At 63.9% G+C, this 18,428-nt stretch carries 8 protein-coding genes; 1 reads left to right on the forward strand and 7 read right to left on the reverse strand.

What is annotated here, in order from left to right; all coding sequences use genetic code 11:
* Window positions 1-32: 32 nt before the first annotated feature.
* From JQ558_RS18815 to JQ558_RS18830, 4 genes are all read right to left on the reverse strand, one after another.
* Window positions 33-671: a 2-dehydro-3-deoxy-6-phosphogalactonate aldolase gene (locus JQ558_RS18815; protein ID WP_212294518.1), complete on the reverse strand. Its 639-nt coding sequence runs from the start codon at window positions 669-671 to the stop codon at window positions 33-35.
* Window positions 672-683: 12 nt separating this feature from the next.
* A complete protein-coding gene (locus tag JQ558_RS18820) occupies window positions 684-1,592 on the reverse strand; it encodes a 2-dehydro-3-deoxygalactonokinase (RefSeq protein ID WP_212294519.1) in 909 nt (302 codons plus the stop codon).
* Entirely contained in the window at window positions 1,589-3,922 is a 2,334-nt protein-coding gene (locus JQ558_RS18825) for a xanthine dehydrogenase family protein molybdopterin-binding subunit (RefSeq protein ID WP_212294520.1), read from the reverse strand. The genes JQ558_RS18820 and JQ558_RS18825 overlap by 4 nt, the downstream gene beginning before the upstream one ends.
* A 113-nt stretch (window positions 3,923-4,035) precedes the next feature.
* Entirely contained in the window at window positions 4,036-4,962 is a 927-nt protein-coding gene (locus JQ558_RS18830; RefSeq protein WP_212294521.1) for a DMT family transporter, read from the reverse strand.
* A 157-nt stretch (window positions 4,963-5,119) separates the two neighbouring features.
* Here JQ558_RS18830 and JQ558_RS18835 point away from each other — a divergent pair, with 157 nt between their 5' ends.
* A complete protein-coding gene (locus JQ558_RS18835) occupies window positions 5,120-5,494 on the forward strand; it encodes a helix-turn-helix domain-containing protein (RefSeq protein ID WP_212210912.1) in 375 nt (124 codons plus the stop codon).
* Between the two features lie 35 nt (window positions 5,495-5,529).
* Here the strand turns inward: JQ558_RS18835 and JQ558_RS18840 are convergent, their stop codons facing one another.
* The 3 genes from JQ558_RS18840 to JQ558_RS18850 form a co-directional block, all read right to left on the reverse strand.
* The gene (locus JQ558_RS18840; RefSeq protein WP_212294522.1) at window positions 5,530-6,840 is read right to left on the reverse strand and encodes an HlyD family type I secretion periplasmic adaptor subunit; all 1,311 of its coding nucleotides are present in this window, start codon (window positions 6,838-6,840) and stop codon (window positions 5,530-5,532) included.
* Between the two features lie 3 nt (window positions 6,841-6,843).
* The gene (locus tag JQ558_RS18845; protein WP_212294523.1) at window positions 6,844-8,592 is read right to left on the reverse strand and encodes a type I secretion system permease/ATPase; all 1,749 of its coding nucleotides are present in this window, start codon (window positions 8,590-8,592) and stop codon (window positions 6,844-6,846) included.
* Window positions 8,593-8,735: 143 nt separating this feature from the next.
* Window positions 8,736-18,206: a choice-of-anchor I family protein gene (locus JQ558_RS18850; protein ID WP_212294524.1), complete on the reverse strand. Its 9,471-nt coding sequence runs from the start codon at window positions 18,204-18,206 to the stop codon at window positions 8,736-8,738.
* Between the last annotated feature and the right edge of the window lie 222 nt (window positions 18,207-18,428).

The raw sequence follows: 18,428 nt of genomic DNA on the forward strand, positions 1-18,428 counted from the left end.
CGGCGATGCGGCGGACGGAGGCGTCCGCCGACCTACTTCGATTCCTGCATCGCCGCATCATAGCCGCGGATCGTTGCCCTGGCGCGTTCGGCGACTTCGGCCGCGGTCATTCCCGGCTTGTAAAGGCTGGTGCCGAGACCGAAGGCATGAATGCCGGCCTTGGTGTATTCCGCAAAATTCTTGTCGGAGATCCCGCCCACGGCGGCGATCATCAGGCCTGCGGGAAGAACGGCGCGGATCGCTGTTATCCCCGAGGCCCCAAGGGTGCCGGCCGGAAAGAATTTCAGCGCAGAAGCCCCAGCCTTCGCCGCCAGCAGCGCCTCCGTCGCGGTGAAAACGCCGGGCATCGTGACCATGCCGCGGTCCCAGGCGCTGGCAATGACTTCCGGATCGACGTTCGGGGAAACCATCAGCCGCCCGCCGACGTCATGGAGCCGCTCGACATCCTCGGGCGTCAGCACGGTGCCCGCACCGATCAGGATATCGGCAGTGGCTTTCTTCACGGCGAGCTCGATAGAGCGGAACGGATCCGGGGAGTTGAGCGGAATCTCGATCGCCGTCATGCCGTGTTCGATCAGCACGTCGACAATGCCCTCGGCCTCTTCGGGTTTCACGCCGCGCAGGATCGCAACCAGCGGACGCTTCATCGGCGGGAATGCAACAGGATTCACGCGCTTATCCTTCTACAATGTCCAGATCGCCCTGGCGGCCAAGGCAAGACCGCGTCGGACCGCATCATCTGAATCGATGGATTGGACCGCAACGGAAAGGCTGTCAAACGCCAATCGATACAGCGCCTCGAGCCTGCCTGACGAAACCAGGGTGATGTCGCGCCTCGACCGATCGCCAGCCAGTCCCGCCGCCAGTTCGAGACCGATCAGGGTTCCCGATATTTTCTCGCGGGCCGAGGCCGGGCTGCCGCCATATAGAAGCTGACCCGAGCGCACCTGGAACAACAGATTGGCCGCGAACGCAGGCGCCTCAAAGGCGGCAACGACAGCCGATTTAAAGGCTTCGGTATCCACGGCTTCGTCCGCGTTCGCCACGGCCAGCGACAGGATCGTCCCTTGCGATACGGCGCTGAAGAGTTCGCCGGTCATGAACGTGGTGAAGTGTTCGACGGTCCCACCCCGGACGCTCGCCCATTTCGAATGGGTGCCGGGCATGCAGACCAGCGCTTCCCCATCTGCGTCGAGAGCCCCGAGAAGTTGGGTTTCTTCGCCGCGCATCACGTCCGGCGCTTTGGGGTCGCGCTGCGCGATGCCTGGAAGGATGCGGATATCACGCGCCCCTCCGGGAGCCGGGACGGCACGCTGCAAGATGGATGTGAGGCTTGCCGGCGTGTCGATATATCCCGCTTCAACCCAGCCCTGCCGGGCACCCGCCATGCCGCAGATGATGACAGGCAGGTGATCGGCGGCGCCGACGGCATCGAGATGCGATTGCAACACGGCGGCAAAGCCGGTCTTGGCGGCCGCCATCATGCCTTCATCGCTGCGTCGTTCCGACAGCACGTCGCCGGCTTGATTCATCAGCCACAGCCGAAAGCTGCTGGTGCCCCAATCGACGGCGACATAGGCGGCCTGGCTCATTTCGAAATCCGTCCTGATGTTCGTGCTTTCTGAATGGCGCTCCACACCAGATACGGCGTCGCCGGCATGTCCAGTTCATCAATGCCGAGCGGCGACAAGGCGTCGAGCACGGCGTTCATGATGGTTTGCGGCGCGGCGATGCTGCCGGCCTGCCCGGTTCCCTTGACGCCCAGCGGATTCGACCTGGTCGGCGACGATTCATTCAGACCGCCGGCAAAATTCGGCAGATCCTGCGCGCGCGGCAGCGTGTAGTCCATGAAGGAGCCGCTGAGCAGCTGCCCCTCCGGGTCGAACACGATGTGCTCCAGCAGCGACTGTCCGATACCTTGCGCCACCCCGCCATGCACCTGGCTGAGAGCCACGCGGGGATTGATGAGGCGGCCGAAATCATCGACGATGGTGTAGCGATCGAGCCGCACGACGCCGGTGTCGGGATCGATCTCGACTTCCGCGACATGGCAACCGTTCGGAAAATTGTAGAGATCGGAACTGTTGGTCGCGCTTCCTTCGAGCCCCGGCGTCAATCCCTCCGGCAGATTGGCGGCATCCCGTGCGGCATCGGCTACCTTGCCGATCTCGATGGCGCGCTCGGTGGATTTCACGACAAAACGGCCATCGGCAAACACCACCTGGTCGGCGGGCGCCTGCAGCAGATGCGCTGAAATCAGCTTTCCCTTCTCGATCAGCTTTTCAATCGCCATCACCAAAGCGGTGCCGCCCATATGCATCGAACGCGCGCCGCCATGGCCGTTGCCGCCGGGCAGAAAATCCGTGTCGCCCTGCTGGAAGCGGAATGCATCGATCGGCAATCCGAGCAGGTCGGCCGCGACCTGCGGATAGGCCGTCTCATGCCCCTGCCCGTTGGACTGCGTACCGACCGCCAGCGACACCATGCCGTCGGTCTCGAACGCGGCCCGCGCCATTTCCAACGGCACACCGCGGGAGGTTTCGAGGAAGCAGGCAATCCCGAGGCCGCGCAGCAGGCCGGCTTTGTCAGATTGTTTGCGGCGCTTGCGAAAACCGTCGCGATCGGCGAGCGCGATCGCGTCGTCCAGATTGGCCTTGAAGCGGCCGCCGTCGATCTTCATGCCCATCGCGGTGCGATGCGGAAACGTGCTGACGATGTTGCGGCGGCGCAACTTGACGGCATCGATACCGGTCTTGACCGATGCGAGATTCACCAGCCGCTCGATCAGATAATTGGCCTCGGGCTTGCCGGCGCCGCGATAGGCGTCGATCGGCGGCGTGTTGGTGAAGGCGCCGCGCACCTCGTAAAATACTGACGGGATGTCATAGACGCCGCCGATCGCGCTGCCGGCGGCATTGGTGGAGCTTATGGGACCGCTGGTCGACAGATACGCGCCCATATTGGCGACCGCTTTGACTTCGAGCGCGAGAAACCGGCCATCTTTGTCGAGCGCGAGCCGCGCGCGGGAAAAGAAATCGCGGCCATGCGCCGAGCTGACGAAATCTTCTGATCGTTCGCAGACCCAGCGCACCGGGCGACCGAGCTTCCTGGCCGCCCACAGCACCAGCGCATATTCGGGATAGACGTAGTTCTTCATCCCGAATCCGCCGCCGACGTCAGGGACCACCACGCGAAGCCGTTCGAGCGGAATCTTGAAGACGGCGCCGGCGAGCACCTTGCGGGTGTCGTGAGCGGCCTGGCCGGTCACCGACAGCAGAAACTGATCCGTCTTGCGATCATGGAAGCCGATCGCCGCGCGCGTCTCCAGGGGAGCCGCCACGACGCGGCTGTTGAACAGGTCGCATTCGACGATATGCGCAGCCTCTGCCATCGCCGCGGCAACCGCCGCCGCATCGCCCTTCCGGAACAGGAAGGCGGAATTGCCCGGCGCCTCTTTCCATAACAGCGGGGCATCCGGCTTCAGCGCCGCGGTCGCCACGGTGACGCAAGGTTGCGACTTATAGGCGATGTCGACCACTTCGCCGCCCGCCACCGCCGCTTCCAGCGTCTCCGCCACAATGAGCACCACGGGATCGCCGACATGCCGCACGAAATCACGGGCCAGCGCGGGGCGCGGCGGCGCGATGATCGGCTCGGCCGCGTCGATCACCGTGACGCAGGGCAACTCGCCGATGCCATCGGCAGCGAGATCAGCTTCACAGAGGACTGCGACCACGCCGGGAAGCGCACGGGCAGCATCCAGGTTGAGCTTGATGATACGCGCGAAGGCGTGCGGCGAGCGGACCACATGGGCGTAAAGCACATCAGCCACATGATCATTGGCGACATAGCTGCCGCGCCCGGTGAGGAAGCGATGATCCTCCAGCCGGTTCAGGGACTTGCCTTGATAACGCTCGCGCAACCGCTCACCTCCTTGGCATAGAACCAAGGGTTATATTGGGCCATTGCGGGGACCGCCACCCTTCTCGCCCTGTCGAACTTGCGTTGCGGACCCTGTCGACCACTTCGCGCACTCTAGGGGGCCGAACCCGATGACGTCTGCCGGGCCCAATTCCTATTGGCCGAGACGACACCGGTGCCAATCAGGATCCCGACGAGAACGAGTGCCATCCCGGCGACCAATTCCACCGTCAGCGATTCGCCAAGCATCGCGATGCCCAGCGCCATCGCCGTGATTGGATTGAGCGTCAGGTACAAAACGGTTGTCGTCGGCGGCAGCCAGCGCAACGCCCACATGAAAAGTGAAAACTGCACAACGCCGGCGACTGTTCCAAGGAACGCCACCGCGAGCCATCCTCTTGCGCTGAGCGCCGGCAAAGCCGCGCTGCCTTGCTGGAGACCGACAACCGGCAATAAGGCAGCGACGGCGAATGCCATCGCCAATGCCGTCACGAAAATCGGCCCGTGGCGCATCAGGGTCGCGCGGCTGAAAACGGAGTAGATGGCGGCGCAGAGGACGCCCAGCAGCATCAGGGCGTCTCCGACCATGTAATCGGCATTTCCCCGCCCGAATGCAGCGGTGCCAAACGCCACCGCAATGCCGGAAAACGCCAGCACGACACCTGCCACCTTCGCGGTGGTCAGCTTCTCTCGGCCGAAGGCAGCTGCGACGATCAGGGTCTGGATCGGTATCGTCGCCAGACCAACCGCGCCACGCGCAGCCGGCACGTACTGGAGCGACGCATTGAAGGCCCAGGGAAAAAGCACAAAGAAGAGAATCCCGAACCCGGCGATCTTTGCACATTCGGATAGCGCAAGGCCGCCGCGCGGCCACATCGCCAGCAGAAACGGCGCAAAGCAGGCGATCGAGATCAGATAGCGGTAGAAAACCAGCGAGATCGGGTCGATCTCTCCAATGACGGAGCGCGTGGCTACGACGGCAGCCCCTGCGATCAAGGCGGCTGCCGCCGCGGCGGCATGGGCAAGCACAATCCTGTTCATGACGTCGCGACCTCGATCAGCCGCCCGGCGCGGCCAGTCGCTTTAAAATCGAAAGTTACACTAGCCATGACACTTTAAAAATGCAAGTCGGTCTGCTAGATTATCGAGGGGCACCGTTCCGGGCAGGTCCGGTGCCGGAAACGCGGGCACGTTCGCCATGGCAAAACATGACTTCCGATCGACATGCTCCATCGCGCGCGCGCTGGAAGTCGTGGGCGACAAGTGGACCCTGCTCATCGTTCGCGACCTGATGTGGCACGGCAAGCAGACCTTTCAGGCGCTGCAGGACAGCGCTGAACGGGTCCCCTCGAACATCCTGTCCGAACGTCTCAAGCGGCTTGCGGAATGGGGCCTGGTGAAACGCGACCCCTACCAGCAAAACCCGGTCCGATACGCCTATCAGCTGACCGACGAAGGAAAGCGCCTGGAGCCCGTCCTGCTGCAGATCATGAATTGGGGCCACGAGCACCTCGGCGGCGGGCGCTACGACCCCAAATCAGGCAAGAGCTTCAAAGCTCGAACTGGGTCTTAAACGCGCGGCAACGCCGCGCTCACCAACCGGAAGAGCTATCGTTCGCGAAAGGCGCGGGCGACCTGGTCGAACATCGGCTTGGTCAAGTAGGAGCCAACCGTCCGATCCGCTGTCTTGATGAACGCTTCGACCGGCATGCCGGGCACGAGCTTGACCTCGCCGAGGCGCGCGAGCTCTTCGGGCGCAATGGCAATGCGCGCGGTATAGTAGGTGACGCCGGTGCGCTGTTCCGTGGTCACGTCGGCCGATATCCGGCTGACGACCCCATTGATCTCCGGCGTCGTGCGCTGGCTGAAGGCGGAAAAACGCAGCGCGGCAGCCTGCCCGACCCGCACCTGATCGATGTCCTGCGGCGCCACCCTCGCCTCGACCGTCAAACGCTCGGAGTCCGGCACGATCAGCATCAATTGCTCGCCGGCACTGACGACGCCGCCGATCGTGTGGACGTTCATTTCGTGGACGGTGCCTGAAATCGGGGCCCGGATGTCGATCCGCCGCAACTGGTCTTCGGCCGCCACTTTCCGCTCGGCGTATTCACCCGCCTTGCCGTCGATTTCACGCATTTCACGGCCGACTTCGCTGGCCAATTCGCGGTCGATCTGGGTGATCTGAAGTTCGATCTCGGATACCTTGCCGCGTCCCTGCGCCGCCGCCGCGATCAGCTGTGCCCGTTCGCCATCGAGCCGGGCCGCTTCGCGCTCGAGCGCCGTCAGGCGATTGATCTGGATCAGATGCTTGCTCCAGAGTTGCCGCACCCCCTCCAGCTCACGGTTGACCAGATCCAGTTCCTGCGATTTGGCCGCCTGCTGGGCAGTGATGCCGACCGCTTCCTCGTTGAGCTGAGCGATCCGCTCGCGCAGCTGTCGCTTTTGACCAAGCCGCGTGGTGTTGCGCAGTTCGAACAGACGCTGCTCATCGGTCATCAGCTCGACAACGCTTTCCTCCTGCCGCCGGTCCTTGAACGCCGAGGGCCATGACACTTCCGCTGCGCCGTCGCGTTCGGCACGCAACCGCGCGCGGCGCGTCGTCATTTCATCCAGCGTCTTCGACACGATCTGCAGATTGGCCCGCGTCATGGTTTCGTCGAGCCGGACCAGGAGGTCGCCGGCCGTCACGGCTTTGCCATTGGTCACCGCAATTTGCCCGACGACGCCGCCGGTCGGATGCTGAACCTTCCGTGCGTTGGATTCGACCACGACACTCCCCGGCGCAATCAGGGCGCCCGAAATTTCGGTGGTTGCCGCCCATCCGCCGATGCCGCCGGTGACGAGCATGATGGCGGCCAGCCCGACCGCGATGTGTCCGCGAATGGACGAACGAGGGTCGATCAAATCAGCGTCAGACATCGCTCATCCCTGGACGGCTTGAACAACTTTGGGCGCGCTGACAGGCCCATCGCGCCGCAGCACCTTGGCCAGCACCTCGTCCTTGGGGCCGAAGGCTTGCTGTCGTCCGCCGCTCATCGCGAGCACGTGATCGACGCCCGACAGTGCGCTCGGCCGGTGCGCGACCACGATCACGATCGCGCCGCGGGCGCGGACGCCCAGGATCGCCTGCGTCAATGCCTCGTCGCCTTCGGCGTCAAGATTGGAATTCGGCTCGTCGAGCACGACCAGGAACGGGTCGCCGTAGAGCGCCCGTGCCAGCGCGACGCGCTGCTGCTGGCCGGCCGACAGCGCGGAGCCCTGCTCGCCGATCTCGGTGTCGTAACCTTGCGGCAACGACAGCACGAGCTCGTTCACGCCAGCAGCTTTCGCCGCCGCGATGATCGCCTCCGACGAGGCGTCGGGATCGAACCGCGAAATGTTCTCGGCAACGGTCCCTTCGATCAATTCGACGTCCTGCGGCAGATAGCCGATGTGGCGCCCGAGTTCATCGGGCACCCATTGGTCCAGCGTCGCGCCGTCAAGCCGGACGGCGCCACGTGCGGGCGCCCACAGTCCAACCAGAACCCGGGCCAGCGACGATTTCCCCGACGCGCTGGGGCCGATCACGCCGAGCCCGTTACCGGCCTTCAGGGCGAACGTCACCTCGTGCACGACCGCACGCTGGACGTCCGGCGGCGCCGCGCTGATATTCTCGACGCTGAGACCGCGTTGCGGCTTCGGCAACGAGGTCGGCGTTCTCAGTTCCGGCAGCAACATGAGCAGCTTGTGCAGGCGCTGGCGCGCCTGTCTGGCGCCGACGAAACTGCGCCAGTGGGAAATCGCAAGATCGACCGGTGCGAGCGCCCGCGCCGACAAAATAGACGATGCAATAATGACACCCGCGGTGGCCTGCTGGTTGATCACCAGATACGCGCCGACGGCAAGCACGCCGGACTGCAGCATCATCCGGAATGCTCGCCCCATCGCGCCAAGGCCCGCGGCAAGATCACTCGAATCGACCTGCCCGGACAGGAATTTGCGGTTCAACGACTGCCAGCGGCGCGAAATCCATCCGGTCATGCCGAGCGCCGTCAGAGCCTCGGCGTTGCGACGGCTGGTCTCCGCCAGCCGCGCGCGTTGATTGCCGATGCGATTGGCGTCAAGCGCCGACTTCTTCGCAAGCAGTTCCGACAGCAGCGTCAGCGAAACCAGGACCAGCGCGCCTGCCAGCACCGTGACCCCAATCCAGAAATGGAAGGCAAAGCAGATTGCGAGATAGAGCGGAACCCAGGGCAGATCGAAGAAGGCCGTTGGCCCCGGGCCGGACAGATAGCCGCGGACGGTATCGAGGTCGCGCAGCGGCTGGATCGACTCGCCGCGCTTTGGCGCCTGGATCGGCAACCGCATCACCGTCGCATAGACCCGATCCGACATCTCCTGGTCAAGACGGAGGCCGATCCGAACCAGTAACCGGCCGCGCAGCGCGTCCATAAACCCCTGAAAGACGTACAGGATCAGCACCAGCGCCAGCAGGCCGAGCAGCGTCGGCACGCTCCGGCTGGGCAGCACCCGGTCGTAGACTTCCATCATGAAGAGGGAGCCTGTCAGCGCCAGAATGTTGAGGATGGCGCTGAATCCGGCGATCGCAAAAAACGCCGAGCGACAATGCGCGAGCGCCTTATCCAACTCGCCGCGGGCAGCATCTGTGGGTTGTTGCCGGCTGGTGGTCAATGGTCGCGCTCACTCGTACAGCCTTGCTCGTACAGCCTTTGCTCGTACAGTCTTGGCGGTAGCCGAGAATTGTTACAGTTATCTGACAAAAAGAAATGGGGGCGCGTGCGCCCCCACTCGTATGACCAATTCGGCATGGATCATCAGGCGAAGCGGAAGTCATCCACCGTCAGCGTCGCCTTGTTGACCCCGATCAGGGTGATGCTGGACCCGTCAGCGTACTCGACCTCGGTGCCGATCTGGCTGTTGGTTACCGCGCCCGACGCCATCAACGCGTTGAAGTCGGCGAATGCGCTGGCGTCCAGCTGGAGGACATCGTCCGAGCCGGCGCCCGACTTGAAGTCGAATGCCAGATCGCGTCCGCCGCCCTGCTGGAATATGAAGGTGTCGTTGCCCAGACCGCCGAACAGCTGGTCATTGCCCTGGCCGCCGGCCAGCGTGTCGTTGCCGTCCTCACCAAACAGGATATCCCGGCCGGCCTCACCGCGCAGGGTGTCATTGCCAAGACCGCCGAACGCGAAGTCATCGCCGGTTCCGCCATTGACGATGTCGTCACCGCCCTGGCCGAAGGCAAAGTCAACCGAGCCACCCGCATTGATGAGATCGACACCATCCGTACCGAACAAGAGGTTGGTGCCGTTGGTGCCATTGATCACGTTGGCATCGGTATCTCCGTTGACCGTCAGCGTGAAGGTTCCGGTCGACACAGCGTGGGCACTGTCTTGCGCCGTATAGCTGATCGAGACGGTGGCGCTTTCGCCGGTGTTCAGGCTGTCGAACAGGTTGCCCGGATTGAACTGCAGCTGGCCGCCCGGATTGATCGAGAAAGCCGTCTGGGCGTTCGCGTTGCTCAGATTGATGCCCGAGACGCCGGTCACCTCGAAGGCCGACAAGGTCGGGGATACGCCATCCTCGACGTCGGTGTCGTTGGCCGTCAGGTCGAAGGCCATCGACTGGTTTTCGCCTACGGTCGCGACGTCGTTCACCGTGACCGGCGCATCGTTCACCGCGGTAACGGAGAAGCCGACCTTGCCGGTATCCGACCCGCCGTTGCTGTCGCTGAGGGTGTACTCAAACGAGGCCGGCCCGTTGAAGTTGGCCGTCGGCCTGAACCGGATGCCACCCGCTACGATCTCGGCCGTGCCGCCCACGACATTTGCGAGCGCGGTGATCGAGAGCGCGTCAAGGTCGGCATCGGTATCGTTGCCGAGAATGCTGGCGAACGGAATGACGAACGCCGCCGCATCTTCCGCCACCGTCGCTGCGGTGTCGTCAAGGGCCACCGGCCCGCGATTGACGATCGCACTGTTGATGCCGCTGCGATCGAACTCCTGGCCATCGGCGAAGGTCACCTTCTCGACGCCGCCGCCAACCCGCTGATCCTTCAACGTGATCACGCTGCCGTTGGACAGCTCGATCTGAGTGTCGTTGCCAAACCTGCGGAACGTAACATTCGCAGCGTTCTGATCAACGAGTGCCAGCGTATCGGTGTCGGCCGGTGTGTTCGCCGCTTCGGTAATGATGTCAGAACCGTCGCCCAGCTTGTAGGCATAAGCGTCCGAACCCGCGCCGCCGTTGACATTGTCGTTGCCAGTGCCGCCGACCAGCTTGTCGCTGCCGTCATTGCCGCGAAGCCGATCGTCGCCGGCGCCGCCCAGCACGGTGTCATTACCTGCATCACCGAAGACGAAGTCGTTGCCCTCGCCGCCCTCGACACGGTCGTTGCCGTCGCCACCCTCGATGACGTCGTCACCGCCGCCGCCCAGCACGAGATCGTCCCCACCGAGGCTGCGAACGCGATCGTCGCCGTTCTTGGCAAAGATCGAGTCCTTTCCGGCGGTGCCGGAGAGATCATCCTCACCGTCGGTTCCCATGATCGGAAGGACGGTATCGTTGCCGCCGTTTGCAACCAGATTTTGGATGCGCTGATCCTGGGCCGGGGTCGTATCGGCCTGCGCGAACGGGGTTGTGGAGAAATTTGCCGCGAAATATTCGGCCAACGCATCCTGCTCGAAGCCGTCGTCGGTGAATGTTGCAGCGCCCGTACGGGTAGCCACGTCGTCTGCCGGCAAATTATCCGGAGACAGATCGACGCGATTGGCAAAGGCCGAGTTGGCAGCGATGTACTCGGCGAACCGGAAGCCGTCAGGCCGGTTGAACCCGCCCGGGGCGTTGGGATTTGCCCCACCGATCAGGAAGCTCAGCGTCACCATACGGATCGCCGCCGGAGCATCCGCAACCACGTCACCGTTTTCGACGACGACCGCGATTACATGTTCGTTCTCGTCGACCAGCGTGACCGAGCGAACCCGGTCACCCGCAGCGCGGGTCAGATCATAGCTGAACCGAAGGCCGCCGACCTGGGCAAAGATGCCGCCCGGGTTGGAAACACCGTTTTCCAGCGCTTCGAGCAGTTGCTGTGGCGTCAGCGTGACAAGGCTGAGCGCGTTGTTGAAGCGCAGCGAATTCTCGACGTCGAGCTGGCTGACCTCTCCCGCTTCCTTGCCAACCTCGGGGTTTGCCGCAGGCGGAAGCTCGGCACCGTCGCCCTCGGAGCTGATCGAGCCGATGGAGTCGCGGATGCCACCGCCGTTCTTGATCGAAATCTGAACGGCGCTGTCGTATTCCGACTTGGCGTACCACAGGTTCGCGTCGGCGGAGAGGTTTCCGAGATTGGTTTCCTGCGAACGCACCTCACCACGCCGACCCTCAAGATAGACGTCGGTACGGCCGAAGGTGACAGCATCCTTCTGGGTGATAATGCCGTCGATTGCGGTGGTGAGATCGCGCACGATATCGCCGCGTGAACCCTCGGCGAACGGATCGATGCCGGAGCCTTCGTAAACACGGGCCAAACCCGCATCGTCAGTGGCATAGGCGCCGTTCACGCCCGGATCGAGGCTGGCGGGAATGATGTCGCCGTTGGCATCGAACTCGAGCACCAGTCGGCCGACATATTTGTAGTTCCCGTCGGTGTTGACGAGAACCGTGTTCTTGCCGCCTGCGTTGGTGATGATCTGCGCGTACTCGCCTTCGCTGACGTCGCCCGGACGGAGAACATCGTTGCTGTCAGAGAGCAGCGCGTTCGAGCCGCCGCCGATCACGACGTCGACGCCGTGCAGGAAGCTGATGAGCTTCTGCTCGTTCTTCAGCTCCTGCAGCTGCGAAACGATGATGACCTTGTTCACACCCTGGGCGATGACGGCATCGATCGCCGGCTGAATGATCGCGGCAAGCGCGATGAAGTCGGCATCGGTTTCCAGCGTGCGCGGGCCGATGATCCGGACGCCGCCGGGCGTCGTGATGTCCTCGAACACCGGAGTCGTGACACCGACCACGCCGATCTTCTCGCCGTTTTCCTCGAGAATGGTCGAGGGCGCGATGCGGCGTCCACCGCTTGCACCGACACCGAACGTCGCTTCGGTGAGCGGCGTGGTCTGGGCATTGGGCGCCAGGTCCGGCTCGCCGGCGAAGTTCAGGTTGGCGGCGAGATAGGCAAACCGGGTTCCTTCGTAGCCGCCTAGCGGGCCGGTACCGTCGGGATCTGCAAGCGGACGGATGAGGTTCTGCACATCGCGCGGGCCCGGATCGAACTCGTGGTTGCCGATAACCGAGGCCTCGATCCCGATCGTGTTCAGGATGCGGATATCGGCGCGGCCGATGCTCGGCTGGAAGAACGATGCCAGGCTCGGGTCGCTGGCCGCGTTGAAGAACGGGCTCGGAATGTAGTTGTCGCCCGACGCCAGGGTGATCGAGTTGGCAAACGTATCTTCGAGCCGGTCCACGATGGCTGCGAAGCGCGGTGCGTCGTCGATCGCCTTCAGGCCTGCCTCGAAATCCGACGCGTGCAGGATCTGAAGCTTGTAGGTTAGCGGCGCGGCGACGGTGAAGTCGAGGTCGTTCTGCGCGATGCCGCCGAACGCATTGCCGGCAACGTCGGTGATCACGCCCGAGGCCAGTGTGACGTCGTAGGCGGCTCCGGCGGCCAGATCGGCGGTCGGATTGATGGTGACAATGTTGCCGGAGATCGTGACCTGCGACGCATCGCCGATCGCGATGGTGCGGATGTCTCCCGCGCCGTTGCTGATGACGATGTTTCCGGACCCTGCCGCGACGGCTTCGTCGAATGTCAGCACGATGTTGCTGCCGGCGGCGACCGCAGTCGCGTTGTCGGCAGGCGTGGCCGCGGTGAGGACCGGCCCCGTTGCGTCAAGCAATTGCGCCGCGGTAAGCGTGCGGTCCGTAAACTCGAACCGTTCGACGTTCGTGACGGTGTCAACGCCGTCGGCGGAGCCCGCGCGGGTATCGGTGATGACGAACGAGCCACCCTGCTGGGTGATCGTGTAGTTGCTGCGCGCGCCGGTGTAGACGGCGACGTCGCCGGCCGCACCGTTGGCGCCGCCATCGACGGCGTCATTGCCGCCACCAGCGGCAATTCGATCATCGCCGCCAAGGCCGTCGATTGTGTCATTGCCCGCGAGGCTGCCGCGCACGCCAAACGTCGCAGTGTATGCGGCCTGGTCGAACACGTCGTTGCCGGCGGTGGCGATCGCAGCCGAACGGGACATCACCAGCGACGACACCGACGGATCGTGATCTGAAAGCTGGTCGATGAACTCCGAATTCATGTGCACGATATCGAACTGGGCGCTGTCATACAGGTTGTTCGAAACCAGGATGTGATCCAGCGCCTGAGCATTGCCGTCGAAAATGTAGGAATAGCGCTCGTTTTCCGGGAGCTTGCTGATCAGCTCGGAGAGCACCGCGGTACCGGGCGCGAAGACGCTGGGGGTCCCGTCAGGGTTGGCGGTGGTGCGGGTGAGCGCGCCGGTGACGAGGTCGACGACCGGGAAGAACTGGAAGTCGTTCAGATCGCCCAGCACCACGATGCGGTCATCGGTCGCCGACGCGTTGGCCAGCAGGCCATCAACAAACGCGTTGATCGTCTCCGCCTGTCCCTCGCGCTCGTTCGACGAACCGGTCTGCTGCGCGGACCCGTTGATCGGGTCGGCATAGAGCGGCAGATCCAGCAGCGTGGTGTAAAGCGGCGCCGAACCGCCCTTCGAGGAGAGATGGTTGTTGACGGTCCAGAACGTGCCGCCCTGCTCGTCGGTGTAACCTACCGGCGACCATTCCATCGGGAGCGATTTGCGCGTGGCGGTGAAGTCGGTATTGCCCTGCCCGATCTGGCCAGCGCTGGCAAAATGCTGCACCTTCACGCCGTCAGCGTCGCTGACGGTGTCGGTCAGGCCGTTGCGGGCGCTCGGAGATACCGCCAACGGGTCGTAGAGATAGGCGACACGCTGATTGCCGCCCGGGATGCCGCCGATGTTGTCGATCGGTGCGGAGTCGATCGCCACATAACGCGGTCCACCGGCAGCGACAATGGCGTCGATCAGCTGCGACAGGGTTTCCGAAGCGCTCGTGGTGCTTGAGCTGGTGGCGCCGTCATTGTCCAGCACCTCCTGCAGTGCAATGATCTCGGGTGCCTTGAGGTTGTTGACGATAGCAGCCGCGAGACCGGCGAACTTGCTCGCCGGCGTCGGCACGCCATCCACCAGTTGACCAACCGGCGCCAGGTTCTCGACGTTGAAGGTGGCCACGCGAATCCGGTCGAGATTCTCGACGATCGTGGTGGTTTCCTTCTGCAGGTTCGCCGCGGTCACCGGGCCATAGGCCTCGGTCGTGTTCACCTCATACTGGCCGTTGGCGTAGTTGACGACGCCGGTCACATCACCCAGGCGGTCGCCGGTCTGAAGGTTGGTGGGTAGCGCCACGCCGGCTTCGTCGTCCAGCTGAATGCGCTCCGGATTGAAGTCGAACACCTTGTCGGCGGGCTGCGTCGTTCCCGGCGTCGTGTCGCTGATGGTCAGGCCGCCGCGCGGATTGTTCGAGGGGTTGGCGCCGACGTTCGGGGTGACGAACTGTTCGTCAAAATTCGAGTGGAACGGCGTGGTGACGCGCACATCTTCCAGCGTGACGCGCATACCTTCCAGGGATTCCCAGAAATCCGACCCCTGGGTCACCGGGTCATAGATGCCGCCCGGAGCTGATGTATCGACGTCATCGTCACCGAGCGACACCAAAGCCGGTTTGCGTTCGAGGCCGGTCGCGAGGTTGTCGACATCGCCGACGCGCACGGCGGTCGGCAGCGCATTGCCCGTCGACAAAATGCTGGTCGTGCCTGCTACCGGGTTGAGCTGCGTCGTCGACAGCTGGTTGGTGCTGGCGAACTCGCTGACGGTTGCGGTCAATTGCACTTCCGCACCCACGACGATCCCGGCCGGGATCGTGGCGCCGGCACCGGTCCCCAGGAACACAAAGACGCCGTCCGAAGTCCGGTAGTCGCCGTCGCCGACCGCGTCCTGAATGTAGTAGCCGACCGGGTTGTTGCTGCCATTCTCCGTGCCGGAGGCGTCAATCGCCGTGACGATGCCGCGCACCGTCACCTGCTGGCCGACGAATTCCGAGCGATGTCCGGCGCCCTGAACGTCGTAGATGTGCATGGCGTCGTCGTTCTGGATCGTGCCGGTGGCGACCGCCTGGGTGGCGCTCACGGCAGCGGTGACGCCGGGCTGCGTCGTCGACGCGCCGGTCACCGTCAACGTGAAGGTCTCGTTGGCTTCGAAGGCGGCATCGCCAGCGACGTCCACGGTCACCGTCACCGACGACTCGCCGGCCGGAATGGTGGCGTTGATGGTCTTCGGCAGCGCCGCAACACCGGAGAAGTCACCGGTGTTGGCCACGGCGGATCCGAGCTGCAGCGACACGTCGACCGCACCGATGGTGCCGTTGGTGCGCTCGATCACGAACGAATAGGCGGTTGTGCCGCTGTTGCCTTCTGCGTGCGAGACGCTGGTCGACGACGAGGCGACGCGGACCTCCTGGGTATAATCGTCCGGCAGCGCGGCATAGACCGTCAGGCCCGAGCCGGTATAGGCGCCCCCTGTCGAATTCCCCTCATTGGCGGTAAGCACGAGCGCCGTCCCGGTCGGCGAATCCGCGGCGCTGATGAACTTGGTCACTTCGGGCGCATTGCCTTCGCCCACGCCCGGCGGCTTGTACCCCACGAACGATGCGTTGGCGGGATCGGTGATGTCGTAGATCATCACACCGCCCGCGCGCTCGAGGCTGACGAACGCATATGTCCGTCCGTCGATGACGCCGATATCGACGCCCTCGGGCTCCGGCCCCTTGTTGTCGGACCGGGTGTCGAAGCCGCCGCCTTCGGCGGTGTCGATGTTGTGTCGCGTCGCCAGGTCCCGCGCGATGATCGCTTCGAATTCGCCGCCGGTGTCGCGCACCTTGGTGATGGTGCCGTCGGCATTCTGCTTGAAGATCGACAGGCTGCGGCCGCCATAGGCGTAGATCTGGTCGATGTCGCCGTCGCCATCGGTGTCGCCGAGATCCTTTCGGATTCGCAGGCGGCCGAGATCGGCGTTGGCCCTCATCGCGGCTTCATCGGGATAGGCCGTGTTGTCGAGATCGATGGTGAATACGCCGCCGCTCTGTTCCGCGAGCGTCGCCTCGTCGTCGAGCAGCACGCGGGCATCGCCTTCATTGGCAGTGACGAAGTAGGTGTCGTTGCCGACCTTGAAGGTGGCGATGGCATCCGGTTGCAGCAGGCTGATGACGTCGGCGTTGCGAAGATTGATGGCCTGGCCGTTCGATGGGCCGTCCCGGTCGCTGGCATCGAACTTGTTGCCGGCCAGGGTGTGGTCGACGCCGCCCAGCGGCAGGATCGCAAGCGGCTTGGTTGCCGCCGGATTGGTCAGATCGATCACGGCGACCGCGTTGACCTCCTGCAGCGTAACGTAAGCGCGGGTGCCGTCCGGCGACACCGAAATGTATTCCGGCTCGATGTCTGCCGATGCCGTCTGGCCGGTCAACAGCGCGACGCCGGCCTGCTTCAGCACGGTCTCGTAGCCGTCGAGCAGATCGAACCCAACCGTCGTGGCAACCGTGGCCGCTGCGGCGCCGCCGGACAGATCGAGAATCGAAACGCTGCCTTCGCGATTGATCAATTGCGTGCCGCCGCCGGGCAATGTGATCTCTCCGGGCTCGCCTTCATTGGCGACCAGCAGCTTCGAACCGTCGGCGGTGAACACCACCTGATCGGGACCCGCCCCGACTTCCACGGTGTTGACGAGCGTACCGTTGGCGTCGAACAACGCGACAAAACCGTTGGCGCCGGTCAGATCGCTGGCGTAGGCGACGGCAAGCACACCGTTCTTGATCGCGACCGAGTTTGCCCCGTTGAAACCGGCGAGTGCGGTCAGGTCGATCGAGGACACGAGGTTCACGGCGCCGCTGGCGCTGATCGAAACGATATCGATGGTGTTGCCGATGGTGTTGAGCAAGTAGGCCCGGCCGGTCGACGGATCGAACGAAACCACTTCGGCGTTGGTGCCGGCGGCGGGCGCGTAATTGCCGAGGCGAACCAGCTGAACCGTATTGGTGGCGGTCGGCGTTACGGCGTCGCCCTGCAGCGACGGCGCCTGATCCAGGATCGTGATGCCCTCGATCACGTTTCCGGGGCCGGCGGCATCGTCGTTTTCGATCGTTCCGGTCGCCGTCGTTTGCGCGCCGAGCGAGGTCGAAACGGTCGCGTCGCTCTTGACGACCGTCTGAAGTGCCAGGTTGAAGTTCTCAGTCGGCTCGAACGTCGTGTCGCCATTGACCTGGACGGTTACGACCGTCGAGTTCTGGCCGGCGGCAATGCTGCCGTTGAAGGCGAACGGCGGAGGCGTTGCGCCATTGAAATCGGCGGCATCAGCCGCCGCCGAAGTCAATTGGCCGCTGAAGCTGACGTCACCAATGGTGCCGCCGGTGCGCTCCACCGTGAAGCTGAAGGCGGTCGTTCCGGCATTGCCTTCGACCTGCGAGACCGAAACAGAACCTGAGGCGAAGCCGACAATCTGCGGCGGTATGCCTGACTGGATGGTGAAGGTCACACCCGCGAGCGGAGACTGCGCATCGGTGAGGAACGGCGCATCGGGAGTGGTGCCGTCGCCATCCTGGTCGCCGCTACCGCTTTGCGCGACAAAATTGGTCGTCGTATTGAACGCGACAAGGGCGTCCGCGCGCGATGCGAACGAGCTGCCACCGAAAGCCGGGTTGTAGGCGGCGACATCGGCGCCGTCGGTCCGGGGCAGCACCAAAGCCGTGGAGCCCGCGACGAGCCCGGTGCCTGCGAGCAAGCCGCTGACATTGGCGTCGGTGAAGCCGCCATTGTTGTTGGTGACCGCAGCCAGGAAGGTGGTCGGGGCGGTGTCAGAGGTTCCGACGAAGGCGTAGATCGACTCTTCCGAGTTACCCAGCGCAAAACCTGCGCCAGTGACTGTACCGATATTGGCGGTGCGGCCGGCCACGGAGGTGTTGAGGAGTTCGACAATCGTGCCGGCAGCCAGATCGCTTCCGCCATTGGTCCAGGTCAGCCCGCCTTCGCCGGTGTTGAAAGCGCCATCAGTTCCGATTGCCAGACCGTTCCATTCTTTGTCGCTGAAACGGATGACCGTCCCCGCAGCAATCGGGTCGATGACAATGAACGCTAATCCGTCAGTTCCGTCCGCGTTGAAACCGACGAAAGCGATCGAACCGGGACCAAGAGCCATCGATAATCTCCATGATAAAAAAAGGCAAAGCAGGCCGCAGCGGCACGAGGGGCTCGCGCAGCGTTGAAGGTGGGGAATCGCGTGTTGTCGCGCGGGGCGCGTCAGCGGCCGGAATATAAACCGGCGTTAATTACAACGCGGTGACGGTTTATTAACCATCGTCCATCGTCCACCGGAAGCGCCCCGCGACGCGGCAGGCATCGTGTCGCGAGCTAACCGCTT

Origin of the sequence: Bradyrhizobium sp. AUGA SZCCT0160, from assembly GCF_018130105.1 — a bacterium.
Classification (GTDB): domain Bacteria; phylum Pseudomonadota; class Alphaproteobacteria; order Rhizobiales; family Xanthobacteraceae; genus Bradyrhizobium.